Here is a 26,944-nt window from a genome sequence, read left to right as displayed (position 1 = left end):
TCCGTAATAAGACCCTGTCTCCTTCCCATGCACTTTAACCGAAGGAGACAGGGAGCTTTAATTGGCCAAATCCAGCGGGTCCGGTACAGGCACTTTGCGGCTGATCCGTGCACCCAATTTCTGAAACAGTTTCTCTATGCCGTCATAGCCGCGGTCAATATGATGCGCCTGCTCTACAACAGTCGTTCCTTGGGCGGCAAGTCCGGCAATGACCAGGGCAGCTCCGGCCCGCAGGTCAGTGGCTTCAACCGTAGCCCCGTATAATCTTTGTACTCCACGGATAAACGCGCGGTTCAAATCTATGGAAATATCCGCACCCATCCGGGCCATCTCCTCCACATGCTTGAAGCGTCCTTCAAATACAGTTTCCTTGATGATACTGAAGCCGTCAGCCAGGGACAAAAGGACCATGACCTGGGACTGAAGATCCGTTGGAAACGAAGGATACGGCGAAGTAACAATCCGCTCTACTGCACGGGGACGCCCCATACAGCTGACATTAATTATATCATTGCAGACCGTAATTTGAACACCGGCACGCCTCAGAACATGAATCAGTGAAGCAAGATGCCCTGCATTGGTATGGGTCAGTGTAACGTTGCCACGGGTGGCTGCGGCAGCAATCATTACCGTCCCGGCAACAATCCGGTCAGGAATGACCTCATAGGTGCACGGGTATAGCTTAGAAACACCTTGAATAGTAACCGTATCAGTTCCTGCGCCGATGATCTGTGCACCCATCGCATTCAGGAAATTCTGCAAATCCTGGATTTCCGGCTCTCTGGCGGCTCCCGTGACCGTTGTCGTACCTTCTGCCATAGCGGCGGCCATCATAATGTTCTCTGTAGCGCCGACGCTGGGATAATCCAGATGGATATCACAGCCCTTAAGCGCAGCAGCACGGCAGCAGATCATTCCGCCCGTCTCCTCAATCTCGGCCCCCAGCAGCTTAAGGCCCTGCAGATGAAGATCGATCTTGCGTTCCCCGATGGCACAGCCTCCCGGCTGATAGATGGTCACCTCACCGAATTTGGACAGCAGCGGCCCCATCAGAAAAATCGAGGATCTCATCTGCCGCATCAGATCCTCCGGAACATGCGAGGTCGCGACAAATGAGGTATCTATTGTTACTTTGTCCTCTTCATGCACAGTCCTGCAGCCCAGGCGTTCCAGAATATCCAGCATCGTTTCGATGTCCAGCAGCTTCGGCACGTTATGCAGTGAGTGAACTCCTTCGGCCAGCAGGCTTGCCGCCAGAATCGGCAGGGCCGCATTTTTCGCTCCATGGATACGTATGGTGCCTGACAGGGGATTTCCGCCCTCAATCACCAATTTGTCCAATGTATCACCTCCGAGATTACCGCTCACCCACCATAGAAGCACTTCCTGCACATAGGTCATAAGAAGCAGGACGGAAGCCGATCCCGCTCCAAACTTTTTAACCGGAAGTGCTCTGGGTGATTGTCACGATTATAGGATCATCCTATGTTCGTAACCCCGGGTGTGTGACAATTGCCGGACCGGATTCTAGCGCTTGCGGCCTGCAGCCAGCCTGCGGAGCTCAGCGACAACAAGTGAGGCGGATTCCCTTTTGCCAAGGCGTCTTGAGGCATCCGACATACTGCGGTGCACAGCCTCGTCCCCGGTAATTCTCTTAACCGCCGCGAACAGCTCCTGGCCGGTCAGATCCTTCTCCAGCAGCACAACGGCCGCGCCCTCACGTTCAAGCTGCCTTGCGTTTGCTTCCTGATGATTATTCGTCACATTGGGAGACGGGATAAGTACAGAGGGAATGCCAAGCGCGGTAATCTCTGCAAGAAAGGAGGCGCCTGCCCGGTTCACGATTAGTGAAGTACAAGCCAGGACCTCAGGCATGTTATGAATATACGGAAGAATATGCAGCCAGTTCGGTTCACCGCCGAGCTTCTCACGCAGTGCTTTGCGGGTCTCCTCGAAATAAGCCTCTCCGGTAACATACACATAATGAACACCATTACTTTTACCCACAACCGGGGCCATTTCAACCATCGCCCGGTTAATCGCCCTAGCGCCTCCGCTGCCCCCGACAACGAGCACAACCGTGCTGCCCTCAGGAATGCCCAGTGAGGCGAAGCCGCGCTGCGGGTTGGCCGTCATTACCGTCGTTGCCCGGGGATTACCGGTATAGATCACGTTCTTTGCCCCGGGGAAAGCAGACTCTGTTCCTTCAAAGCTGACAGCGACTGTATCCGCATACCGGCTGAGGAAACGGTTAGTCAGCCCCGGGATGGCATTCTGTTCATGAATCAGTGTCGGGATGCCCAGCCGGGATGCAGCATAGACTACAGGCCCGCAGACATATCCGCCTGTGCCGATGACAACATCGGGCTTGAACTCCCTCAGCATATTTTTGGAGGCTTTGACCCCCTTCAGGAAACGCATAACCGTCTTCACATTATCCATCGACAGCTTCCGGCGGAAGCCGGTAATATCGATTGCCCGGAATGGCAGATTTTCTTGGGGAACCAGCTTGCTCTCCAGGCCCCTTTTGCCTCCGATATACAGGAAGGCGTGTTTTTCTTCTTCGGCTTCCAGTTCTCTGGCCACGGCTACAGCAGGATAAATGTGCCCGCCTGTGCCGCCGCCGCTAAGTACGATACGCATGTCTTTCACCTCGCATAACGGGATAGATTAAGCAGAATGCCAAGGGCAGTGAGCATAAGGGTCAGAGACGAGCCCCCATAGCTGATCAGAGGCAGCGTGATGCCCGTAACCGGCATAAGGCCGATAACAACACCGATGTTAATGATCACCTGAACGGCCACCATACAGACGATGCCTACGGCCAGATAGCTGCCGAAACGGTCAGGCAGGCTCATGGCCACTTTCATCCCGCGCCAGATCAGAATCAGGAACAGCAGCAGCACCGCCAGTCCTCCGATAAAGCCCAGCTCCTCGGCAAGTATAGAAAAAATAAAGTCTGTCTGCGGCTCCGGCACGTAGCTGTACTTCTGCCGGCTCATGCCAAGGCCTAAGCCTCCCAGTCCGCCGGGGCCGATGGCGTAAAGCGACTGGATAATCTGGTATCCGGCCCCCAGCGGGTCCGACCAGGGGTCCAGGAAGGCCGTGATGCGCTGCAGCCGGTAAGGCGCTGCAGCAATCAGGCCGGCGAACCCGGCGGCTCCCAGCGCGCCCAGGGAGAGCAGATGCTTCATCCGCGCCCCGGCGGTGAAGACCATCATCAGGGCAGCACCGAACATGACAGTGCCGGTCCCGAGGTCCGGCTGCAGCATAATCAGGGCAAAGGCCGTGCCGATCAGCGCAAGCGGCGGCAGCAGCCCGCGCATGAAGCCGGAGATATCATAATCCTCCTGCCCAAGCCATTTGGCCAGGAAGAGAATCATCCCCATCTTCATGAACTCCGAAGGCTGAATGCCGAATGAGCTGATTCCGATCCAGCTGCGCGCACCGCCGCGCACGACTCCGATGCCGGGCACCAGCACCAGCACCAGCAGCACGAAGCAGAGGATCAGCGCCGGCCGGGCAAATTTCTTCAGCACGGGATAATCGGTGTTCGCCGTTATGAACATCGCGATCAGGCCCAGCCCTGCGAACAGGAGCTGTCTTTTGACAAAGTAAAACGAATCGCCATAATTGCGGAAGCCCAAAACGGACCCGGCACTGTATACCATTACCATACCGATAGCCAGCAAAGCCAGTATTGACAGCAGCAGCCAGATATCGGGCGCATGACGGGGTTTGTTCATCAGGAGCACACCTCTTGCATCCGTAGTAGGGGCTTATCCACCCCCCTACTTAAAGGTTATGCACCGCCTCTTTAAAAATACGCCCGCGCTCCTCATAGGATGTAAACATATCCCAGCTTGCACAGGCGGGAGACAGGAGAACCACATCCCCTTCTTCCGCCAGAGCGGAAGCCTCCCGCACAGCCTCTTGCAGCACGGCGGCGGCGCTCTCCCCATTATCGACGGAGATGATCTCCTTTACTCCTGCCAGCTGCGCAACTCCTGCCAGCTTGTCCCGGGTCTGCCCAAGAGCCACCAGCGCTTTTACCTTGCCGCCGAGGACAGGCAGCAGCTCCATATAATCGGAGCCGCGGTCAAGGCCCCCGGCAATCAGAATAACCGGCTGCCTGAAGGATGAGAGCGCCATTATTGTGGCTTTGGAATTAGTTGCTTTGGAGTTGTTATAGTAGGCCGCTCCCCGCTTATCCTCCACATACTCCAACCGGTGCTCCACACCGCGGAAGGACGCCAGCACCCCGCCAAGCGCTGCCGGATCTGCACCTGCAGCAATCGCTATGCCGCAGGCAGCCAGCGCATTCTCCACATTGAAGCGGCCGGGGAGGCCGATGGAGTCCACGGCGGCTATTTCTGTCTCACTCTCCGAGTAATCCCGGTAAACAATTACACGCTTCAGCTCATCTTCAGTATCCGGCACGAAAGACGGACGCACAAAGATGCCCTGAACCAGCTCCTCGGTCATGGAGAAGGGCAGAATACCGGCTTTAATATAAGGAACCAGCTCACGGCAGACGTGATCATCCCAGTTGACCACAGCGGTATCTCCCGGCCCCTGGTTCGCAAACAGCTTAGCCTTGGAGGCTACGTAATCCTCCATGCCGCCGTGGTAGTCCAGATGTGTCTCGGCTACGTTCAGCAGAGCAGCAACCTTCGGCCGGAAGGCTTCCGTCCCCTTGAGCTGGAAGCTGCTGAGCTCAACCACCATCCAGTTGTCTTCATCAGCCTCCTGTGCAGCCTGGCAGAGCGGTGTACCGATGTTTCCGGCCACGATCGGCCGCATCCCTGCAGCCTCCAGCATACGGCCTACCCAGGTCGTTGTGGTTGTCTTGCCGTTTGACCCCGTAATTCCGATCATCGGGGCAGCGCAAAGATGATAAGCTACCTCCACCTCAGTTACAACCTCGATCCCCAGTGCAAGCGCCTGCTGTACCGGAGCAACGGAATAAGGGATTCCGGGGTTTTTGACAAGCAGCTTAATCCCCTCATGAATCAAGCCCTCCGGATGTCCGCCGCATATAACAGAAATTCCCAAAGTTTCCAGTTCGGAAGCTTCGGGACTTTGCTCTCTTTCCTTTTTATCATTGACCGTCACAATCGCGCCGTGCTCATGCAGCACCTTGGCCACCTGGACGCCGCTTTTGGCGAGCCCCAGGACGACCACTTCCTCACCACGGTACAAATCCGGATGCTTCATACTTTACAACCCCTTGATGATATATAGTCCTACAGCTGCCAGCACCAGGCTAACCGCCCAGAAAGAAACGACGACACGCCACTCCGACCAGCCGCCCAGCTCGAAATGATGATGAATCGGGCTCATGCGGAATATCCGTTTGCCGCGGGTCTTGAAGGAAGCAACCTGAATGATAACGGATAGCATCTCAATAACGAATACGCCGCCGATCACTACAAAGAGCAGCTCAGTCTTGGTCACAATGGCAATGGCACCGATAGCGCCGCCGATGCCGAAGGAGCCGAAGTCACCCATGAACACCTTGGCCGGATGGGCGTTAAATACCAGAAACCCAAGTACTGCCCCGATCATCGCTGCAGCACAGACGCCGGCAGCAATCGAAGTAGCCTGCATGGCAACTACAGCAAACGCCGCAAGGGCAATCGCACTCACGCCGGAGAGCAGCCCGTCAACCCCGTCGGTAAAGTTAACCGCGTTGGTGACCGCCATCATCATGAGTACAATAAACGGATAATAGAACCAGACGCCCCAGTCAAAATTCACAGACGTCCCCGGAATGCTGATACTGGTGCTATGTCCCGCCGAGATCAGCAAGGTACTTAAAGCGATACCGACCAGCAGCTGGCCAAGCAGCTTTTGACGGGCCGTCAGCCCGAGGGAGCGTTTGAAGACAATCTTGATATAATCATCCAGGAAGCCGATCAGCCCGTACCCCAGCGTTCCGACCAGCAGGACATAGAAATCTGAATTGATGACCGAGAACTTCAGAAAAGACAGCGTGAACGCCACCATGATGATGATTCCGCCCATCGTAGGCGTCCCTGCTTTTTTCAGATGGGTCTGCGGCCCGTCATCACGGACCTGCTGTCCGAATTTCATCCGCCGCAGCAGCGGGATAATCAGCGGAGCGGCAATGACCGCAAGGATAAAGGATACAGCAATAGTTAGCAGAAGTAATTGATAATCCATGGGTACACCCCCTCCATTCAAGTTAAATTAGCTTCAGAATATTCCTTCAAGCGGTGCAGAACTTCTTCCAGCCGCATGCCTCTGGATGCTTTGAACAGCACGATATCCTTGGCACTGCACTTTGCATTCAAGGCAGTAATCAGGGCTTCTTTATCCGTAAAAGCAAATACACGGCCTGTTCCGAACTTCTCCTCCGCAGCAGCAGCAATATGCGCTGACAAAGGTCCGTAAGTGTATACGTAATCCGTCAGTGCCGGATCTAGGTAGCTTCCGGTCTGCCGGTGAAAATCCGCCTCATCCGGCCCTAGTTCCAGCATGTCCCCCAGCACGGCGATCCGGCTTCCGCTGCCCTTCATTGACTGCAGTACATCGATTGCCGCTCTCATGGAAGTGGGACTGGCATTATAAGCGTCGTTCAGCAGTGTAAGTCCGCTGTCCGCCACCACAACCTCAATCCGCATGCCTGTCAGCCTAAGGCTGCTTAAACCGGCTTCTATGTTCTCTTCGGTTACCCCGTAATGCCGGGCAACTGCAATTGCCGCAAGTGCATTAATAACATTATGGCGGCCTTGCAGCGGCAAGGTGAAGGCACGCTGCGCATGAAGGTGTGAAGTAAAGGTCATTCCCCCGCTGTGTGCCATCATGCCTGTCGGATAATCATCATTGTCCTCTGACTGTCCGAACCGGAAGCTCAGCATGCCTTCAGGCTTGCTGAACGCCGGTTCGGACAGCACCTCAGCCAGCAGCGGTTCGTCTCCGTTATAGATAAGCAGGCCGCCGGGCTTAAGGCCTTCCGTGATCTCCAGCTTGGCCCGGGCAATCTCTTTGCGGGAGCCGAGCTGCAGCAGATGCGACTCGCCGACATTGGTGATGACCGCCACATCCGGGGCGGCAATTGCGGACAGCAGGGCAATCTCCCCGCGTGAGCTCATGCCCATCTCCAGGACTGCGATTTCAACACTACTGTCCATTGAGAGGATTGTCAGCGGCAGACCGATGTGATTATTGAAATTGCCCTGTGTTTTATGCACCTTATGCTGCGTTTCAAGCAGGGCCGTAACCATATCCTTGGTTGTCGTCTTGCCGTTGCTGCCTGTAATCGCAACAACGCGGGGAGCCAGCTCGCCCAAATAGGCCGAGGACAGCTTCTGCAGTGCGGCCAGAGTGTCTTCCACCAGCACAATCCCGCCGCCATCCGGAGCAGGGCCTCTATCCCGCTGCCAGAGGGCGGCAGCAGCTCCTGCAGCCAGAGAAGAGGCCGCATAATCATGACCGTCGAATTTATCTCCAGCCAGCGGAACAAACAGGCAGCCAGGCGTAATTTTGCGGGAATCCGTCACGACTCCCGCAATTTCAAGCTCCTTATCTTCAGCAGAGGACAGTTCTCCTCCGCACATTAGCGCGACATTGTACAGTGTTCTTGTAATCAATAGCTTCGGCCCCTTATCACTTCTTTGGCAACGATGCGGTCATCGAAATCATGAACCACTCCGCCGATTAGCTGATAGGTCTCATGACCTTTCCCCGCAATCAATACTACATCGCCGGGGCTTGCCATTTCAATAGCTTTTCTGATCGCTTCCCGCCGGTCCGGAATCATCTCATAACGCTCACTCTGTACTCCGTCTTCAAGAAGGCCTGCCTCAATATCACGCAGAATGAGCAGCGGGTCCTCTGTCCGCGGATTATCCGAGGTCACCATAACCTTATCACTGTATTTAGCCGCAATTTTCCCCATCAGCGGACGTTTGGTTGTATCACGGTCCCCGCCGCAGCCGAAGACGGTTATAACTTTGCCGGCAGCGAATTCACAGACTGCCTTCAATACATTTTCCAGGCCGTCAGGCGTATGGGCATAGTCTACAATTACAGCGAAGTCCTGTCCCGCATCTACAGACTCAACACGCCCGTCTACGCCGGCTACCGACTCCAGGCTGGCTTTGATCTCAGCAAGCGGCACATCCTCCAGCAGCGCAGCGGTAATAGCCGCCAGTGCATTATAGACGTTGAACTTGCCGACCATCTGCAGTGAAATATCAGTTTCACCTTTAAACGTATCCACATGGAAAAAAGTTCCTTTAGCTGTAATGGAAATTTGCGATGCCCGGACATTGGCGCTGCTGTCGATGCCGTATGTAATCACTTCCGCTGCCGTCTGGCCGGAAAAATAGGCGCTCGCCGCATCATCTGCGTTGAGCACAGCATATTTGCGTTCTTCCTTCCACGGGGAGATTACGTTGCCCAGCCGGGAGAAGAACAGCCCTTTAGCCGCCCGGTATTCCTCCATCGTATGATGATAATCCAAGTGGTCCTGGGTCAGGTTCGTAAAGATTGCAGTGCGGTAGTCCGTACCCTTCACCCTGCCCTGCTGCAGGGCATGGGAAGATACCTCCATCACGCAGCACTGTACCCCCTTCAGCGCCATATCGCTGAGCGTGCGCTGCAGCTCAAGTGATTCCTGCGTCGTGCCGGACATAGGATAAGTCTGCCCGTCATACCGCATCTGGATCGTTCCGATCAGCCCGGTCTTTACACCGTGGTCTTCCATAATGCGCTCAATCAGATAAGTAGTCGTTGTTTTGCCGTTTGTGCCTGTAATCCCGATCAGCTTCATCCGGCTGCTGGGCGACCCGAAGAAGACATTCGACAGAACGGACATAGCAAACCGGCTGTCATCCACCACAATCTGCGGAAGAGATGTCTCCAGCTTCCGTTCACAGACAATGGCAGCTGCACCATTGGCAGCAGCCTGCGGCACGTAATCGTGTCCGTCTACGGTGTGGCCGGGCAGGCAGATGAACAAACTGCCCGGTGTAACCTTGCGGGAATCCACTTGCAGATCAGTAATCTCAGTGTCACCCTCCCCGTATAGCCGCGCTGCGGCAAGACAAGAAGACAGTTCATTAATTTTCATAGCAATCCCTCACTCCATATTATTCGCTGGAAGACCCCATATAAATCCGGATAGTCGAGCCCTGCTCCACCCTGGCTCCCGCCTTAGGTGCCTGGTTGATTACAGTATTGCCTGAACCTGAGCGGGCCAGCACGAAATTCATATTCAAATCCTCATAAATATCCTGAACTGTCGCTCCGGTCAGATCAGGAACGGTGACGATCGGAGTCTCACCGTACTTATAAGTTTTGGGCAGCTGATCCTTGCGCTGCGGCACCTTCAGATACAGAAGAGCATCCTCCAGAATATTCTGGACAATCGGTGCTGCAACCACACCTCCGAACTGGATCCCCTTAGGATTATCCACTGCCGTATAGACCACGATCTGCGGATCATCGGCTGGTGCAAACCCGATAAATGATACGATATGCTCCGTAGGAGAATACCGGCCGTTGATAACCTTCTGTGCCGTCCCTGTCTTGCCGCCCACACGGTAGCCGTCAATAAATGCCGGCCGGCCTGTGCCTTTGGCAACCACGCTCTCAAGGGCAGCCCGCACTTTCTTAGAGGTCTCTTCGGAAATAACCTGGCGCACCGGCTCTGACTCCACCTCTGAGACCACATTTCCTGTATCCGGATTGATCCAGGCTTTGGCAACATGCGGTGTATACAGCTTGCCGCCGTTAATCGCCGCTGATACCGCCGCGATCTGCTGGATGGGCGTCACAGATACCCCCTGGCCGAAGGCAGTAGTCGCCAGCTCTACCGGACCTACCTGGGAAGGCTTGAACAGAATCCCGTTCGCCTCTCCATTGAGGTCTATTCCGGTCTTCGTGCCGAAGCCGAAATCACGGATGTATTTAAATAAGGTGTCCTTGCCCAAACGCTGGCCAAGGGCCACAAATCCGGGGTTGCAGGAGTTCTCCACAACCTCGAGGAAGGTCTGGCTGCCATGCCCGCCTTTCTTCCAGCAGCGCAGCTTCGCACCGCCGACCTCTACATAACCGGGATCGAAAAAATGCTCATGCTGCAAATCGACCTTGCCTTCCTCCAGCGCAGCAGCCAAAGTAATGATCTTGAAGGTCGAGCCCGGCTCATAGGTCATCCAGATCGGTAAATTACGGTTATATACTGCAGCATCGTATTCCTTATAGGCCCCCGGCTCATAACCCGGCCGGCTGGCCATGGCCAATATCTCGCCGTTTCGCGGGTCCATTGCGATAGACCATGCGCCCTGAGCCTGATATTTGACCATTGCCTGATCAAGCTCACGTTCCATGATCGACTGGATCTGCTTATCAATGGTAAGCTGCAGGCTCAGCCCGTCCTGCGGATCGGTGTACTTCTCAGAGGAACCGGGCATCAGCCGGCCTCCGGCATCGGACAAATAGGAGATATTGCCCGCGCTGCCCTGAAGCAGCTTGTCATAGATATTCTCTACGCCGGTTATGCCCTGATTGTCGATGCCTGTGAAGCCGAGAATATGCGCGGCTAAATCGCCGAAGGGATAGAAACGTTTGTTATCCTCAGCCACAACGATGCCCGGCAGTTGCAAATCACGGATGCTCGCGGCAAGCTCCATCGTAATTTTGCGGCCGCCGGGCTGCAGTTTCACCGAGGCTTTCTTTTGGCTCAGCATAGTGACCAGCGTCTCCTCGGTCATACCGAGCAGCGGAGCCAGCTGCGAAGCTGTCTTATCCTTCTCTTTCACTTGCACAGGAATCGCATAGATAGTCGGCGAACTGATGTTATAGGCCAGCTTGGTGCCCTCTCTGTCCAATATTTCGCCTCGTTTAGCAGTGAAGGGGATATTCCGCCGCCAGGATTCCTCAGCCTTGGCGCTCAGCTTCTCTCCTTGTGATAACTGTACATAGGCAAGACGCACGGCCAGCGAACCGAACAATACGGCCAGTCCCAGCAGCGTCCACAGCATTCTCCGCCGAGTTACGGCTTTCGAAACCTTCATTCCGTTCTCCCCGCTTTCGCTTGAATAGACATGATCTCTTATCTTCATGACTATTCGGGACAAACAGGGGATAGAACAAGCCTGTGCCAGATCTCAGGGCAGACTCACCTTAAGCAGTATTGCCGCCGGGTGACAGGGGTTACGGCGCTTCCCCGCCCGCCGCTGCTTCATCAGCGGCGGTAACCGGAATATTCTCCCCGTACTCATTCACCGGGCTGAGCTTGAGCGACACATGAATTTTCCCGTTATTCTCCGTCTGCGTCTGCTCCGTGACATAACCTTCACCCTCAACCGAAATGCCGACTTTCAGCAGATTGAGAATTTCCAGCGCATCGCGCAGGGATTGGCCTTTCAAATCAGGAATGCTCATGGCTTCATCCTGCTGCGTAAGCAGATAAATCCGCTGTCCGGCGGTAAGCTTCGTGCCTTTAACCGGATATTGGCTGATTACCGCCGCTCCATTGCCGACAGCCTCGAAATCAAAGCCCTGGTTCAGCAGCTGCTGTCTGGCTTCCTTCACTGTTTTGCCCGTCAGCTCAGGCGTACTGCGCTGTTCTGAGACAGCTGCCGCCTTGGCCGGAGTTTTACTGCTGCCGGCGGTATCGGATTCAACAGCTTTGGGTACGCCCATATATTGCAGAGACTGTGAAACAATCTCCTTAAATACAGGACCTGCAGCAGCACCGCCCCCGGCAGCATCCGCAGGCTCGTCAATGATAACGTAGAGCGCAATCTTCGGATTATTGGCCGGCGCATATCCGAGGAAGGAGGAACGCACCTTATCCCGGTCATAGCCCCCTTTACCGTCAGGCTTGATTGCCGTTCCGGTCTTGCCGGCTACCCGGTAGCCTTCAATGTATGCATGCCGGCCGGTTCCGTGCTGCAGATCCGCAACAACCTGCTCCAGATAACTTCCGGTCTCACGTGCACTTTCCTCAGAAATCACCTGCCGGACAACCTCAGGCTGGGTAACCGTGGTTTTACCTGTATTAGGATCAGTGACTTCCTTGACGACATGCGGCACCATCAGCTTGCCGCCGTTTGCAATCGCTGCAATCGCTGTGAGCTGCTGAATCGGTGTAACGAGCAGCTTACCGTGACCATAAGCAAGTGTAGCATTTTCTACCGCCCTGCTTGGATCCGGGTTAACAAGACCCGATACCTCTCCCGGAAGATCGATGCCTGTCTTTTCACTGAACCCGAAATTATTGATATACTGCAGCAGCTTCTCCTGGCCCAGCATTTCATAACCAATCTTAATAAAAGCAACGTTACTGGAGCGCTTGACCCCTTCAAGGAAGGTAATGGTCCCGTACCCGGCCCTGTTCATGTCGTAAAGCGGCTTGCTGTATCCTTTAATCCGGATTGAACCTGACTGGAAGGTGGCATCGGGATCAAACAGATTCTCCTGAACTGCACCAGCCAGCGGGACAATCTTGAAGGTCGAGCCCGGCTCGAATCTAGTCATGATAGCATGATTAAAGAAGTCTCCCGGCTCTGCATTCCAGAATTCATTCGGATTGAAGGTCGGCATATTAGCCAGGCCGAGAATCTCCATCGTGTTCGGATCGGCGGCAATAACGCTAATTGACTTGGGCTTGTATTCCGCATAAGCCTTCTTCATCGCTTCTTCAATATAATGCTGAATCGTGCTGTCGATGGTCAGTTTGAAGTTGCTTCCGTTCACTACCGGCTGGAATGTATCCTGTGAATCGGGCAGCTTAATTCCCTTACCGTCACTCTGATAATACAGTTTGCCGTCCGTGCCCGCGAGCTGCTTGTTAAAATACTTTTCCAGACCCATAATCGCATTGCCATCCCTGTCGGTATAGCCCAGGATATGTGCAGCGAGTGAGTCCTTCGGATAATAACGTTTCTGTTCCCTGACCAGCCCGACTCCGGTTTCCAGCGTATCATGCTCTTTCTTAAGCTTCTCGATAAAAGCTGTTACCTTATCCGCCAGGTCCTGGTTAATTTTCCAGCCTTCATTGCGGATTTCACGGTTCTTGTAATACTTGCCCTTCTCATCTTTGGCTTCAACCAGCTTCGTCAGCTCATCCACCGGCTTGTCCAGCAGCTCATTCAGCCCTTGAATAACCTCTGCCCCGATTCCTTTCTCGGCGATGACTTCGGGATTAACTACAACGGTATAAGCAGGAACGTCGCTCGCCAGGACATTACCGTTGCGGTCTTCAATTACCCCCCGGACCGCTTTGATGGTGGAAGTATGTGCCCATTGCTCGGCTGCCGCTTTCTGCCATTTTTCATTTTGCAGCACCTGAATCCAGAATACCCTGCCGACTAAAACAAGAAAAAAGAGGGTAATACACCCTCCTATAAACAGCGTGCGAAGTTTTATTCTTTTGACCATAAGCAAACCTCACAAACTCTAGTATTGCGATTGCCGTTCATCGCTGATTAATTGCCGGCTTCGTCAGTGGCCTGGCTGCTGTTCAGAGGTACATATATGGTTGAATCGGCAGACGGAGTTTTAAAGCCCATATCCTTCGCCTTATCGACCACTGTCTGCTCAAGCTTCTGCTTCTCCATCTGAAAGACGGAAATCTGCTTCTTGCTCTCGGCAATGGTACGGTCAAGCTTTTGTGCCTGCATGTTCAAATCGTAAATATGGACGTAACGCCAGACTAAAGAGGCAGCGACCAGAATAAAGGTGGCCAGCGTCAGCATATACAGAAGCTTCTCCTTCAGCGGAAGAACTTTCCGCCTGGTGACAACTTTCGTCTTCTCACGGTAAAGCGGGTTTACCTCTTCTTTTCTCTTAGGTTGAACTGCCAAATTTCCGCGGGTATAGGCCATCTCTGACTCTCCTTTATCGTCATTTACAATTTCTCAGCAATGCGCAGCTTAGCGGAACGGGCGCGTGAATTCAGCTCCAATTCCTCTTCTCCAGGCACGATAGGCTTGCGGTTGATCAGCTTCAAAGTGCCTTCGGAACCGCACACGCAGTACGGAAAGTCAGGCGGGCAGGTGCATCTGCTTAAATAGCCGCTGAAAATCTGCTTACAGATCCGGTCCTCCAGGGAATGGAAGGTAATGACCGATACCCTTCCTTCAGGTGCCAGACAGCGTACAGCTGCATGCAGCCCTTCTTCAAATGCGCCAAGCTCGTCATTCACTGCTATCCGCAGTCCCTGAAAGCTGCGTTTGGCGGGATGCCCCCCTGTTCTGCGTGCAGCTGCAGGAATCCCCTCCTTGATCAGCTCAGCCAGCTCGCCGGTATTCTCCACCGGACGCTCTTCTCTCCGCTCAACAATCTTGCGGGCAATCCGCCGGGAGAACTTCTCTTCCCCGTACTGGAAAAGCACCTGGGCTATTCTCTGCTCCGGCCAGCTATTAACGATCTCGTATGCCGTCAGCTCTGCCGACTGGTCCATCCGCATGTCCAGCGGAGCATCGTGATTGTAGCTGAAGCCCCGTTCCCCTTCATCAAACTGCGGGGAGGATACGCCCAGATCGAACAGAATCCCATCCACCTGGGGAATCCCGTCCTTCTGTGGAACAAACGGCAAGCTCTTCAGCACCTGCTCCAGCTCGCGGAAGTTAGTCTTAACCGTAACCACCTTGTCGCCATACTCCGCAAGTCTTTCTTTGGCATTATTAAGCGCCCAGTCATCCTGATCCAGACAGATCAGCCGGCCCTCGCCGCTAAGCTTGGACGCAATAAGCGAACTGTGTCCGGCTCCTCCGAGCGTGCAGTCAACATATATGCCATCCTTCTTGATGTGCAGCCCTTCTGTCGCTTCTTCCTTAAGCACCGTGATGTGGTGAAACAAGCTGCATCCCTCCAAGGCAGTAATTCGAATTTGTATGTTTATAGATCAAAATTGAAATCCACCAATTTCTCGGCAATTTCGTTGAACGATTCCTCTGACTGCTCGAAGTACTGCTCCCAAAGCTCCTTGTTCCAGATCTCCACCCGGTTCGAAACGCCTAGAATAACACAGTCCTTATCCAGCTTGGCATATTGCCGCAAATTCCCCGGCAGATTAACCCTGCCTTGCTTGTCCCATACACATTCGGTCGCTCCCGAGAAAAAGAACCGGCTGAAGGCACGGGCATCCGATTTCATCAGTGAAAGGCTTTTTAGCTTTTGCTCCATGATTCCCCATTCTTCCATGGGATAAACAAATAAGCAGGAGTCGAGGCCGCGGGTCGCCACGAAGGAGGTTCCGAGCAATTCACGGAACTTAGCCGGGATAATAATCCGGCCCTTGTCGTCAATGCTATGCTGGTATTCCCCCATAAACATGAGCTTTCCCCACCCTTAAGTACTAATTCCCCACTTTGCCCCACTTTACACCACTTAAGCATAATAGATTCGCCACTAAAAATCAAAAACCTTTTTCATAAGCAAGGTAATTTTTTCTTGTTTGTCAAGGGGGTTCCGCCGGATCCGCCCAAAAATAAAAACCCGGGCCAATTGATTGGCTCCGGGTTATTTCAGATCCATACCATTAATCGTTCAGATTCCAGCTGTCGAGATAGTCCACCTGCGCCTGGGTCAGGCTGTCGATAGAGATACCGAGACTCTCCAGCTTATAACGTGCGACCTGCTCATCAAGGGCATAAGGTACGTTTTCTACCTTGACTCCGATGTCTTTATAATTGTCATTCACATATTTGAGGGATAATGCCTGAAGGGCAAAGGTAGTATCCATAATCTCTGCCGGGTGGCCGTCCGCAGCCCCCAGGTTTACCAGCCGTCCTTCAGCCAGCAGGTACAGCTTGCGCCCGTCCTTCAGCTGATACTCCTCGATATTCTTGCGTACGGTCCGCTGTGAGACTGAGCGCTCGGCAAGCTCCGGCTTGTTCACTTCCACATCGAAGTGTCCGGCATTGCAGAGAATTGCGCCATCCTTCATCACATCGTAATGCTCCCCGCGGATCACATAACGGTTACCGGTGACGGTAACGAAGAAATCACCCAGCTTCGCCGCTTCCGTCATCTTCATGACATGGAAGCCGTCCATATGTGCTTCAACCGCCTTAATGGCGTCCACTTCAGTAACGATTACGTTAGCGCCCAGGCCTTTGGCCCGCATCGCCACACCTTTACCGCACCAGCCGTAACCGACCACCACTACCGTTTTGCCGGCCACGATAAGGTTGGTTGTACGTACAATACCGTCCCATGCTGACTGCCCGGTACCATAGCGGTTGTCGAACAGATATTTGCAATAGGCGTCATTTACCGCAACCATCGGGAATTTCAATATCCCCTGCTTCTGCAGTGCCTTCAGCCGGATGATGCCGGTAGTCGTTTCTTCCGCACCGCCGCGGATATTCTCCATCAGGTCAGGGCGCTCAGAATGCAGCAGTGTCGCGAAGTCCCCGCCGTCATCAATGATGAGGTCCGGCTTGCTCTCCAGCGCCTTAATATTCAGCTCCTTGAATTCCTCCGGAGTCGGATTGTACTTGGCGAAGACTGTAATCCCGTCCTCTACAAGCGCAGCACACACATCATCCTGTGTAGACAGCGGGTTCGAGCCCGTAATGGTAACCTCTGCCCCGCCTGCCTGTACTACCTTGGCCAGATAAGCTGTCTTGGCTTCCAGGTGCAGAGTAATCGATACCTTAAGGCCTTTGAACGGCTGCTCCGCCTCGAATTGCTCACGGATACGGTTCAGTACCGGCATATGCTGGCGAACCCAGTCGATTTTGAGATGCCCTTCAGGAGCCAGTGACAGATCGGCGACAATACTTTTGTCTTTGGATGAATTCATGATAATCCTCCTTAAATAAATGGGATATGCGACAGCTTCTATATTTTTCCTACATATAAATAATGCGGTGTGTTCCGCTGTAGTCGGCCGGTATGTCCATCAGCTCTTCCAGCCACCGGGGGCCGTAACGGTTCAGGTAATACATTATATTGTAGACCCGCTCCTGCAGTTTACCAAGCGGCATCAGCGAGAGCTCAATCCGTTCCCACTGGCGCAGCGCCGCCTCATTCTGCTTCTCCATCGCATCCAGGGCTTTGCCCTGCAGAAATGAGATCTGGTCTATAATCTTATCCTTGTTGCTGTTGCCCAGCTTCAGCAGTCCGGCCTGAATCCCGCCAAGCTGCTCAATCAGCGGCCCGTACATCGCGGAGAATGCAGCTTTAGCCTCTTCGAATTTTTCCTCCAGCTTCATTTCATCCTGTGCGGTCAGCCATTCTTTGCGTTTAGCCTCCAGGCCAAGGCGCACATCTGTGAAGGCCAGGCCGTATTTGTCCATATGCTTGTGCAGCGTTCCTTCTATAATGGTAAATGACATGCGCGGAATGATCAGCGGCATCTGCCCGCCCATCACCCTGAAGGCCAAATGCGGAATTGCCCAGTAGGCCATTTCACCCTGCCCAAGCACCGTTGCCAGAACTGGCAGCACATAATCCTGCATCAAAGGGCGCGTCAGCACATTATTGCTGAACCGTTCAGGATGGCTATCCAGCAACTCCAGCAGCTCTTCCCTGGAAAAGGATACGGCTGCCTTGCGGTCTGCGAACCGGCCATCCGCTTTATGAAGCAGCAGGCGTGCGCCTTCATGAATATAGAAGAGATTCGCATTCCCCGGTGTGACATCCGCCTGTAGCGCATAACCGCTGGAAGTAATACGTTCTGCACCTTCCAGATATGCAGCCTCCAGCTCATCATTCCGTTCAATCATTGCAGCGAACATTGGCGCCTCCAGCCTGCGCAGTGCAGGATCTGCCGAATCGAGCAGAATTAAGCCGGAAGACCCGAACAGTGCGCCCATTAGCTTGGCGAACGCTGCAGTCACATTATCAGCATTCTGTGCAGCTGCATTTACAAATTCCATAATCTGCGGTTTGAAATCACTGTCCTGCAGCAATCCGTCCAGCTGTTGTATCACCTCAAGCCAGCTTTCTGCATCCACCTTGACTGTACTGACAGAGCTTCGCGGTCCTTCGCTCTTATCCAGCTTGATCCGGGAAATTTCGCCCGCCCGGTTAAGCACATATGTGTGATTAACCTCATCCCAGTCATGATCCTCACCGGCAATCCAGAAGAGGGGAACAACTTGCCGTCCCAGCTGCTCAGCAGCTTCCCGTGCAGCTTTAATGGTAGTAATCGCCTTATATACTACAAAGAGAGGGCCTGTAAACAGTCCGCTCTGCTGGCCGCCGGTCACTACGAGTGTCTCAGGCTGCTCAAGCAGGTCCAGCGAACGGACGACAGCCTCGTGGGGATTATGCTGGCTGTTATAGCTGCGTAAACACGATACAACCGCTGACCGGTCTGCCCGCCCGCTTGCTGTACTGTCCAGCCAGGCTGCCCGCATAGTGCGGCTCTCCCGTTCCCGGAAATCTCCGCCATACAGATGTCCCACAGCTTCATATTGATGTATAAAGTCACTTGCGAGCGCTGATCCGCCCGGAAGTGGTTCTGGCACAACATTCATATCCACTTGCCTCCTGTCTAACAATTAACTGCTTTATGTAATCATAAATCCGGTAAACCCTTTATGATTGTATCCAAAGTGAAGGGCGGCGTCAAAAAAATGAAGCACGCTCATGTACTGATCCGGTCTTTCATCAAGTAGAAACGGATAAATTCTTATAATTTTAGAAATAGGCGAGAGCTGAACGCTCCCGCCTACGGTAAGGTTACTGCAAATATCAGGTTCACTTCTGCTTCAGGAACAAACCGGATTAGGCAAATTGCTTCGCGACGAAATGACCCTTCGACACTTCCACAAGCTCATAATCGCTGTCGTTTGTTTTCTCATTGGCAGCATAAATCGGGCTGCCCAGTTCGTCATGCAGATGAATGCGCTTCTTGTTCGCTTCAACTTCCGGATCCGGCTCCGGAATTGCCGAGAGCAGCGATTTCGTATATGGATGAATCGGATTAGCATACAATTCTTCGCTCTCCGCAAGCTCAACCATTTTGCCCAGGTACATAACCGCTACACGGTCACTGATGTGCTTAACCATGGACAAGTCATGGGCGATGAAAAGATAAGTGAGCCCGAGACGGTCCTGAAGCTCTTTAAGCAGGTTGACAACCTGTGCCTGAATAGATACGTCGAGGGCAGAGATCGGCTCATCGCAGACGATGAACTTCGGATTAACCGCAAGGGAGCGGGCAATCCCGATACGCTGGCGCTGGCCGCCTGAGAACTCATGCGGATAACGTGTAGCATGATCGTGGTTCAGCCCGACCATATCCAGCAGCTCTTCAATCCGTTTCTTGCGTTCAAGCCGGCTTCCGGCCAGGCCGTGAATGTCCAGCGCTTCACCAATGATATCAGATACCGTAAACCGCGGGTTCAGCGAGGCATACGGATCCTGGAAGATCATTTGCATATCACGGCGCATAGCCTTCATTTTGCCCGGAGGCAATTTGTAGATATCCGTACCATTGTATTTCACGCTTCCGGCAGTCGGCTCATACAAACGCAGAACCGTACGGCCGGCAGTAGTTTTACCGCAACCGGACTCCCCTACCATACCCAGGGTTTCGCCTTCACGAATCGTGAAATTAATATTATCAACCGCCTTAAGAACTCTTCCCTTACCCACATTGAAATATTTCTTAAGACCCTCTACTTCAATCAGATTCTTACTCAAACGAACTGCACCTCCTTGGCCATCGAATGCAGACTCCAGCAGCGCGCCATATGCGTTTCGCTGAATTCTGTGGCGCCGGGATCGATCCTTTCACAGACATGCATCGCTTCGCTGCAGCGTGCTGTGAAAGGGCAACCGACCGGCGGCTTAATTAGATCCGGGGGAGTTCCGATGATCGGAATCAGCGGCTCACCCTTCTTTTGGTCAAGACGCGGCATCGACCGCAAAAGACCTTTGGTGTAGGGATGCTGGGGATTCTTGAAAATCTCCCAGCTTGTACCCGTTTCGACGACTTCACCGGCATACATTACGATGACCCGGTCACACATGCCGGCAACCACTCCGAGATCATGTGTAATCAGGATGATGGAGGTCCCCAGCTTGTGCTGCATCTCTTTCATAACTTCCATAATTTGCGCCTGAATGGTTACGTCAAGCGCCGTTGTCGGCTCGTCTGCGATAAGCAGAGCCGGGCGGCAGGCCAAGGCAATAGCAATCATTACGCGCTGGCGCATTCCGCCGGAGAATTCGTGGGGATATTGGTTAAAGCGAGCCTCCGCATTTTTGATGCCGACTAACTCCAGCATTTGGGTAGCTTGCTTCTTCGCTTCGGCCGCTGACATATTCTGATGTTTGATCAAAACTTCGGTTATCTGTTTGCCCACTTTGATAGTTGGGTTCAAAGAAGTCATCGGGTCTTGAAATATCATGCCAATATCTTTGCCGCGAATACTTTCCATTTGTTTCATGCTAAGGTCCAGCAGATTCTTTCCTTGAAAAACAATCTCGCCTTGCTTCACTTTGGAGAGCGGGGCAGGCAGCAGCCGCATAATCGACTGGGCAGTGACACTTTTACCGCTGCCGGATTCACCGACAATGGCAACAGTCTCCCCTGCGCCTACTTCAAAGTTCATGCCGCGTACAGCCTGAACTTCTCCGCCTTTTACAAAAAAGGAAACATGCAAATCACTGATTTGCAGAATGGGTTCCATCATTGTTCACCTCCTATTTCTTCAGCTTAGGATCCAGTGCATCACGAAGACCGTCACCAAAAATATTAAAGGAAAGCATGGTCAAGCTGATCAGAATAGCCGGGAACAGGAAGCGCCACGGATAATACAGCCAGCCGGTCAGTGAGTCATTGATCATCGATCCGAGTGAAGCTACAGGAGCCTGTACACCAAGTCCGAGGAAGCTCAGGAATGCTTCAGCAAAGATGGCATTTGGTACAGACAGCGTAATCGTTACGATAATTGGGCCGACAGCATTCGGCAAAAGATGCTTGAACAGCAGTCTCTTGGAGCCTGCACCCATGGAACGGGAAGCCAGAACGAACTCACGGTTCTTCAGCTGCATGATCTCCCCGCGGACAATCCAGGACATGGTGATCCAGCCCGTTATCGTCAGTGCCAGGATAATTGTCCCGAGGCTCGGTTCAAGTACAACCAGGAGCAGGATAACAACCAGCAGGTAAGGAATGGAGTACAGAATTTCTGAAATTTTATTCATGATATTGTCTACACGTCCGCCGAAGTAGCCCATGATACCGCCATAGATAACCCCGATCAAAAGGTCAATCGCCGCCGCAGCAAGACCAACAATCAGCGAGATGCGTGCCCCGTACCAGGTACGGACAAAAATATCGCGTCCGAGATCATCGGTACCGAACCAGTGCTCGGATGAAGGAGGCTTATTGGTGCTGAGCAAATCATTAGAATAGTAATTGTACTTTGAGAACAGTGGAGCGATCAGCGCTGCAAGTACAATCAGCCCGAGAATACCCAGTGCAGTCATTGCCATTTTATTCTGGCGCAGACGCTCCCAGGAATCACGCCAAGCCGACAGGCTTTCACGCTGAATGACTTCAGCCTGTTTCTCATCAATTCCAACCTTACGGAAATCATCCGGTTTCAGGTCCGCATGCTGCGGTACCAAGTTTTTGTCAGAAGCCAATCTTTAGCCCTCCTTTCCGCCCGTTAGTTTGATACGAGGATCTACAAACACATAAGCAATATCCGTAATGAAGCGGGCAAGCATCAGAAGTACACCGTAGAAGATCGTAATCCCCATAATAACGGTATAGTCACGCACACCGATGGCTTCAACGAATTGCTTGCCGATTCCGCCGACACCGAAGATCTGCTCAATAACTACAGAACCAGTTACGATATTGGCAGTCATAGGTCCCATGTAGGTTACAACCGGCAAAATACCGTTACGGAGGACGTGGCGGCTGAGAATTGCAGCCCAGCTCAGACCTTTGGCTTTCGCAGTCTTAATGTAATCCGCATGCAGGACTTCCAGCATACTTGAGCGCGTTAACCTCGCTATAAAGGCTATCGGCTGGGCCGAAAGTGCGGTTACCGGCAGGACATAATACAGCGGGCCTTTAAACCCGGAAACGGGGAACATGTGGAACTTATAGGCGAACACATACTGCAGTAGAGAGGCAACCACGAAGCTCGGTACTGCAATCCCAAGCACCGCCAGCACCATTGCCGCACTGTCGATGAACTTCCGGTGATAAAGTGCAGCCATCATGCCGAGAAAGACACCGACAATAACCGACACAATAATTGCAATAACGCCAAGCTTCAGCGATGCTGAAAACGTTTGTCCGATCAGATGTGTTACATCCTGGTTCAGACGCTTCATAGATACACCCAGATCACCTTGGACGATTTCACCCAAATACTTGAAATACTGATGATAGAGCGGCTTGTCCAGTCCATATTGCTCGTATAAACGCGCTTTTATTTCCGGCGGAACTTTCTTTTCAGAAGTAAACGGGTCCCCCGGAATGGCTTTCATCAGAAAAAAAGTCGCTGAAATTAGCACAAACAGCGAAACCAGCATATAGAAAAACTTATTGGCAACATAACGAACCATCCCCATCAACACCTCCTTTGACATTTTTTTGAGACACATAATTAGATTTTATGAAAAAAATGGCCATTTGTCTAATTTCTTATTTTGTAAGTTCGTGAAATCTTTAACAAATAGCCTGAAATGCAAAAAAAAGGGATATATATGGAATTCCACATATATATCCCGAAGTATACTGCTACCTTCAGACCCCACTATTCAGTTAAGTAAACTGAAGGTTCTACAATTCTTAGTGCTCGAGCAGGTAGCCACGAGTGAAGTCAATTGCACCGCTGAAGTCAAGAGTTACACCTTTGAGGTACTCTTTAGTCAGGGAGTTGTTTGTGTAGTAGTAGAACGGAATCAGGATCATATCATCTTCGATGATCATCTTCTCAGCCTTAGCAAACATTTCTTGGCGGGCAGCCAGGTCAGAGCTTGCTTTAGCGTCAGCGATCAGCTTGTCATATTCAGGGTTAGCGTAACCAGTATCATTGTTACCGCCGCCTGTTACCCACATATCCAGGAAGGTCATTGGATCATTGTAATCCGCAGTCCAGCCAGCACGTGCGATCTGGTAGTTCAGGTTTTGACGGTTGTCGATGAATACAGCCCACTCTTGGTTCACAGTGTTAACAGTGATGCCCAGAGCTTGTTTCCACATATCAGCTACAGCCAAAGCAATTTTCTTGTGGCCTTCACTTGTGTTGTAAGACAATTCAACCGGTGGCAGTTCAGTCAGACCTTCTTCAGCCAGACCTTCAGCAAGCAATTTCTTAGCTGCTTCTGTATCTTCTGTGAAGTAGCTGTCTTTAACAGCATTACGGAATTCGCCGTCAGCGCCGGCGATACCCGGAGGTACGAAACCGAATGCCGGAAGCTGTCCGCCCAGTGTTACGTTGTCGATCAGCGCTTGACGGTTAACAGTCATCGCCAAAGCTTTACGGATTTTTACGTTGTCGAAAGGTTTTTCAGTGATGTTGAACTCATAGTAGTAAGTACTTGCAATACCTTTTCTTTGGAACTCGTTAGGAAGCTCTTTTTGAACGATTGGAATCTGTTCCTGCGGGATTTCACCGTGTGGTGCACCAGCGCGGTCAAGTTCGCCGTTCTTGTAGCTCAGCAGTTCAGTTGCGCCGCTGTTAACCAGGGAGAAGTCGATTTTGCTAAGTTTGATGTTAGCAGCATCCCAGTACTTATCATTCTTGCTTACTTGCAGGGATTGGCCGGTAGTCCATTCAGTCAGTGTGAACGCACCGTTAGTAATCATAGTGTCTTTGTTAGTTGCCCATTTAGCATTACCCTCAACGGATTTGTGTACAGGGTAATAAGTATAGAAGGACAGAAGTCCAAGGAAGTAAGGAGTTGGTGCTTTCAGCGTAACTTCCAGAGTTTTCGCGTCAACAACTTTTACGCCAACTTCGTTGAAATCTGTAACTTTCTTTCCATAATATTCTTCAGCATTCTTCAGGTAGTACAATTGGTATGCGTAAGGTGCAGTTGGATCAGTGTTAGGATCCAGCACGATTTTCCAGGCGCGGAGGAAGTCAGCAGCTTCTACAGGGTCGCCGTTGCTCCATTGTGCATCACGCAGGTGGAAGGTATATACCAGGCCGTCAGCGGAAATATCCCAGCTTTCAGCAATTCCTGGCTCAGCTTGGCCAGTTTCGTCATTCATGCGTGTCAAGCCTTCATACATAGTTTTCAGAACGGTGTTTGCTTGGCTGTCCTGAGCTTGAGCAGGGTCAAAGGTAGGTGGTTCTGCAGTCAGGTTGACTCTAAGGGTCTGATCAGCAGCAAGCTTCTCTTCACCAGTTGCGTTTCCTGTGTTCGTGTTGCCGCCTGCATTTGTTGCTGCAGCGTTAGTGCCGCTGTTTGCATTGTTGTTTCCGCCGCAGCCAGCAAGCACTGTGCCGATAACCAAAACTAATGCGAACATGAGCAAAAGACTTTTACTCTTCTTCATCTAGCAGTTCCCCCTAAATAGAATGTGGTATATGGTTTATGATTATACAACCAGTGGTCAAAAAAATCTAGAGCTATATTTTCTGAAAACGACTTTTTTTTAAATCTTTAAAGTTTTGTGACGCTGCCGCTTCACCGGAGCAGTGGAACATTACATCGCTTGTGATATGTATTGTATGAGGCCTATAACCATAAATAATACGTAACTTACACCCAAAAAGAAGAACGCAAGACGCCAAACTGCCCGGAATAACCGTTTTCCGTCAACCTTTCCTTTGAGCCGGTTTTGCGCACCGCCAATCAGTCCGGCGGATATTAATACAATAAGTAGTATAAGATAGAACCCGAAAGTCGAATCAAATACGATATTAAACAGACCGGACACCGACATCAGTAAAAATAATGTAGTTACATCCATTGCAAGTAAAAATATTTTCCTTTTCTCTATTTTGAGACCGATACCCGCAAAATATACAATTAAAAAAGGAACAATCGGAATAACGCTAAAGACGCCGAACGAATTCCGCAGAAATTCCAAACAGCCTCACCTCTCCCTCACAGTCATGCCGTCTACCAGACCGCAAATCCAGCGGTGCAGCGGAACCTCAAGCCCCCGCCGCAGCCCCATATTTACAATGCTTCCGTTAATCCAGCTGATTTCTGTTTCCCTTGAGGCCAGCACATCGGCCAGCATCGAAGAAATATTGCCCGCTGTAGCCCGGCAAACCTCCAGAATAGCCTCCCAGGTATGCGGATCATAAGAGATATCGCTGGCATCGTATACTTGTACTGCCTCTGTATACAGCGCCTTCATAATCTGCACACGCTCTGATGATGCCAATAATTCGCCGTTTGGGACCCGCCAGATTGCGGTTAGAGGATTAATAACAGCATTGATTAAGAGCTTCCGGTAAATGATGGTATCCACTTCTTTCGACAGAGAGGCGTTAAATCCTGCTGCGGCAAGCGCCTGAACGAAACTAAATGCGTTTTCATTAAAGGAATTCTGCCCATCCAGCCCCCCATCTGCTGTAAACTGGCTGCTTCTTCCTATACATAGCTCTCCTCTGCCAGCATGAATAACCTCTGTTAATGTTTTTCTTTTGGCTGCTTCTGTGGTTACAGCCGCCCATACTGCAGACGCTGGAAGCAGCTCCTGGAGCAAGTCCAGATGTCCCCAGCCGTTCTGAAAACAAACCATGTTCAGCCTGCAGTGCTTCAATGGAGACAGAAGCGCTTTGAATTCCCCGTGCACCACCTTTTGCTTGACCGTCAGCAGTGTCCAGTCACCTGGATCGGCCAGTTGCGCCTGCGCATAATGCTCCACAGTCTCAGCTTTGAAGCTGCTGCCCGGCACAGATACAGCCGCGCTGCCATCTTCATAGCTGACCGTTATGCCGCTGCGGGCCAGTTCCACGCATTGCTGCCGGCTCCGGCACCACACTCTGACTTCCGCTCCTGTACCTGCTAGCATTCCGGCAAGAAGCAAGCCTAATGATCCGGCACCAATAATATCGAACTTCATGCGAGCACTAACCTCCCGGCCTCCGATAATTTTCCTAATTATATCCTGCCTGTCCCGGCAAAGGCAAAAACAAAACAAATAGCCCCACAAAGTGGGGCTTTGGCTTCGAGGTTGACGCAGGTACTTTGCGGGTCCCCAAAACATATAAATTCTTATTTTTCAAAAAATCCTGCAGCCACAGTGCTGTCGGGCACCGGATTGCAGGATTTGCGGGATTCAACTGCTATTCGATCCGTTCCAGATTGCCATTCGCATCCATCTTGAACCGGGTCTTCATTTCCTCTTCCTCTTCATTGAGAAAAGCAAGTCTGCGGGCCCGGTCCATGATCTGGATCAGCGCCTTGTAATCATCATTGACAACACGGTAATCACTCTGGGCGAGATTAACTTCCTTGGATAACCGTTCATTCTCCGCCCTAAGCTCAGTTAATTCATCTTCCTTCTCACGCAAATCCCGCTCCAGCATCTTCAGCTGGCGGCCAGCCTCCTGAATGGATCCTTTCCATTGCCGGAGAAACCGGATTACAGCATCAACGGATAAGCTGTTCTCGCTCAACCCTTCAGCACGCCCGTATTCCTCTTCAATGTCTCCAAGAATCAGCCCGGCTACCTGCGCCCCCCGGGATGCAGGCTGTTTTTTCAAATAACTCCGCTTCTGCCGCTGGCCTTTGGCAATTCCGATCGCATCCTCGTAACTCTTGCGCACGCAGCTGTTCCAGCGGAAACCGCAGGCAGCCGAAGTTCTGCCGATCTTCTCACCTACCTCTTCGAAAGCAGCAAGCTGTGTACTGCCTTCACGGATATGACGCAGCGTTACTTCTGCCAATATCAGATCATCTTCCGCACTCCAAGCATCCTGTCTAACGGCTGTCATAAAGCCTAACCCTCCTAACAACATCATGAAATAACCATCTTCAGAACCGGCAGCTCCGCCGGGTGGTGAATAGG

At 52.1% G+C, this 26,944-nt stretch carries 22 protein-coding genes; all 22 read right to left on the bottom strand.

Annotated features, from left to right (window positions below; translation table 11 throughout):
- Positions 1-57 precede the first annotated feature (57 nt).
- The 22 genes from murA to LOS79_RS00650 all read right to left on the bottom strand — a co-directional run bounded on the left by murA (position 58) and on the right by LOS79_RS00650 (position 26,870).
- Positions 58-1,341: a UDP-N-acetylglucosamine 1-carboxyvinyltransferase gene (gene murA / locus LOS79_RS00755; RefSeq protein WP_315415559.1), complete on the bottom strand. Its 1,284-nt coding sequence runs from the start codon at positions 1,339-1,341 to the stop codon at positions 58-60.
- Between the two features lie 186 nt (positions 1,342-1,527).
- A complete protein-coding gene (gene murG / locus LOS79_RS00750; RefSeq protein ID WP_315415558.1) occupies positions 1,528-2,643 on the bottom strand; it encodes an undecaprenyldiphospho-muramoylpentapeptide beta-N-acetylglucosaminyltransferase in 1,116 nt (371 codons plus the stop codon).
- A gap of 5 nt (positions 2,644-2,648) precedes the next feature.
- Positions 2,649-3,746, bottom strand: a complete 1,098-nt coding sequence (spoVE, locus tag LOS79_RS00745) for a stage V sporulation protein E (RefSeq protein ID WP_315415557.1) — start codon at positions 3,744-3,746, stop codon at positions 2,649-2,651.
- 49 nt (positions 3,747-3,795) lie between these two features.
- On the bottom strand, positions 3,796-5,217 hold the full coding sequence (gene murD, locus LOS79_RS00740) for a UDP-N-acetylmuramoyl-L-alanine--D-glutamate ligase (protein WP_315415556.1): 1,422 nt from the start codon (positions 5,215-5,217) through the stop codon (positions 3,796-3,798).
- A 3-nt stretch (positions 5,218-5,220) separates the two neighbouring features.
- On the bottom strand, positions 5,221-6,186 hold the full coding sequence (gene mraY, locus LOS79_RS00735; RefSeq protein WP_315415555.1) for a phospho-N-acetylmuramoyl-pentapeptide-transferase: 966 nt from the start codon (positions 6,184-6,186) through the stop codon (positions 5,221-5,223).
- 17 nt (positions 6,187-6,203) lie between these two features.
- Positions 6,204-7,616, bottom strand: a complete 1,413-nt coding sequence (gene murF / locus LOS79_RS00730) for a UDP-N-acetylmuramoyl-tripeptide--D-alanyl-D-alanine ligase (RefSeq protein ID WP_315415554.1) — start codon at positions 7,614-7,616, stop codon at positions 6,204-6,206.
- Positions 7,613-9,100 (bottom strand): UDP-N-acetylmuramoyl-L-alanyl-D-glutamate--2,6-diaminopimelate ligase, encoded by a 1,488-nt coding sequence (locus LOS79_RS00725; RefSeq protein WP_315415552.1) that lies wholly within the window; start codon positions 9,098-9,100, stop codon positions 7,613-7,615. The genes murF and LOS79_RS00725 overlap by 4 nt, the downstream gene beginning before the upstream one ends.
- Before the next feature lie 19 nt (positions 9,101-9,119).
- A complete protein-coding gene (locus tag LOS79_RS00720) occupies positions 9,120-11,045 on the bottom strand; it encodes a stage V sporulation protein D (RefSeq protein ID WP_315415550.1) in 1,926 nt (641 codons plus the stop codon).
- Positions 11,046-11,184: 139 nt separating this feature from the next.
- Positions 11,185-13,323, bottom strand: coding sequence for a penicillin-binding protein (locus tag LOS79_RS00715; RefSeq protein ID WP_315415548.1), 2,139 nt, complete (start codon positions 13,321-13,323; stop codon positions 11,185-11,187).
- 140 nt (positions 13,324-13,463) lie between these two features.
- On the bottom strand, positions 13,464-13,862 hold the full coding sequence (locus LOS79_RS00710; protein ID WP_315415546.1) for a cell division protein FtsL: 399 nt from the start codon (positions 13,860-13,862) through the stop codon (positions 13,464-13,466).
- Positions 13,863-13,885: 23 nt separating this feature from the next.
- Positions 13,886-14,839 (bottom strand): 16S rRNA (cytosine(1402)-N(4))-methyltransferase RsmH, encoded by a 954-nt coding sequence (gene rsmH, locus LOS79_RS00705; protein ID WP_315415545.1) that lies wholly within the window; start codon positions 14,837-14,839, stop codon positions 13,886-13,888.
- A 38-nt stretch (positions 14,840-14,877) separates the two neighbouring features.
- Positions 14,878-15,315, bottom strand: coding sequence for a division/cell wall cluster transcriptional repressor MraZ (gene mraZ, locus LOS79_RS00700; protein WP_039304237.1), 438 nt, complete (start codon positions 15,313-15,315; stop codon positions 14,878-14,880).
- Between the two features lie 205 nt (positions 15,316-15,520).
- Positions 15,521-16,789: an adenosylhomocysteinase gene (locus LOS79_RS00695; RefSeq protein WP_315415544.1), complete on the bottom strand. Its 1,269-nt coding sequence runs from the start codon at positions 16,787-16,789 to the stop codon at positions 15,521-15,523.
- Positions 16,790-16,838: 49 nt separating this feature from the next.
- Positions 16,839-18,470 (bottom strand): bacillithiol biosynthesis cysteine-adding enzyme BshC, encoded by a 1,632-nt coding sequence (bshC, locus tag LOS79_RS00690; protein ID WP_315415542.1) that lies wholly within the window; start codon positions 18,468-18,470, stop codon positions 16,839-16,841.
- A 250-nt stretch (positions 18,471-18,720) separates the two neighbouring features.
- Positions 18,721-19,641: an ABC transporter ATP-binding protein gene (locus tag LOS79_RS00685; protein WP_315415540.1), complete on the bottom strand. Its 921-nt coding sequence runs from the start codon at positions 19,639-19,641 to the stop codon at positions 18,721-18,723.
- Positions 19,638-20,633, bottom strand: a complete 996-nt coding sequence (locus LOS79_RS00680) for an ABC transporter ATP-binding protein (protein ID WP_315421896.1) — start codon at positions 20,631-20,633, stop codon at positions 19,638-19,640. Before LOS79_RS00680 ends, LOS79_RS00685 begins: the two co-directional genes overlap by 4 nt.
- A gap of 13 nt (positions 20,634-20,646) precedes the next feature.
- Positions 20,647-21,594, bottom strand: a complete 948-nt coding sequence (locus LOS79_RS00675) for an ABC transporter permease (RefSeq protein WP_315415538.1) — start codon at positions 21,592-21,594, stop codon at positions 20,647-20,649.
- 3 nt (positions 21,595-21,597) lie between these two features.
- Positions 21,598-22,530, bottom strand: a complete 933-nt coding sequence (locus LOS79_RS00670) for an ABC transporter permease (RefSeq protein WP_042219963.1) — start codon at positions 22,528-22,530, stop codon at positions 21,598-21,600.
- A gap of 226 nt (positions 22,531-22,756) precedes the next feature.
- Positions 22,757-24,472 carry a peptide ABC transporter substrate-binding protein gene (locus tag LOS79_RS00665; RefSeq protein ID WP_315415536.1) on the bottom strand — a complete coding sequence of 572 codons (1,716 nt, stop codon included), beginning with the start codon at positions 24,470-24,472 and terminating at the stop codon, positions 22,757-22,759.
- A 150-nt stretch (positions 24,473-24,622) separates the two neighbouring features.
- Positions 24,623-25,009 (bottom strand): DUF3397 domain-containing protein, encoded by a 387-nt coding sequence (locus tag LOS79_RS00660; RefSeq protein WP_315415534.1) that lies wholly within the window; start codon positions 25,007-25,009, stop codon positions 24,623-24,625.
- A 6-nt stretch (positions 25,010-25,015) separates the two neighbouring features.
- Positions 25,016-25,996 (bottom strand): ketopantoate reductase family protein, encoded by a 981-nt coding sequence (locus LOS79_RS00655; protein WP_315415533.1) that lies wholly within the window; start codon positions 25,994-25,996, stop codon positions 25,016-25,018.
- A gap of 223 nt (positions 25,997-26,219) precedes the next feature.
- Positions 26,220-26,870 carry an RsfA family transcriptional regulator gene (locus LOS79_RS00650; protein WP_315415532.1) on the bottom strand — a complete coding sequence of 217 codons (651 nt, stop codon included), beginning with the start codon at positions 26,868-26,870 and terminating at the stop codon, positions 26,220-26,222.
- Positions 26,871-26,944 lie beyond the last annotated feature (74 nt).

This window comes from Paenibacillus sp. MMS20-IR301 (genome assembly GCF_032302195.1).
Classification (GTDB): domain Bacteria; phylum Bacillota; class Bacilli; order Paenibacillales; family Paenibacillaceae; genus Paenibacillus_AQ.
Note: the sequence above shows the minus strand (reverse complement) of the source record. Positions and strands in the feature narration are given on the sequence as shown.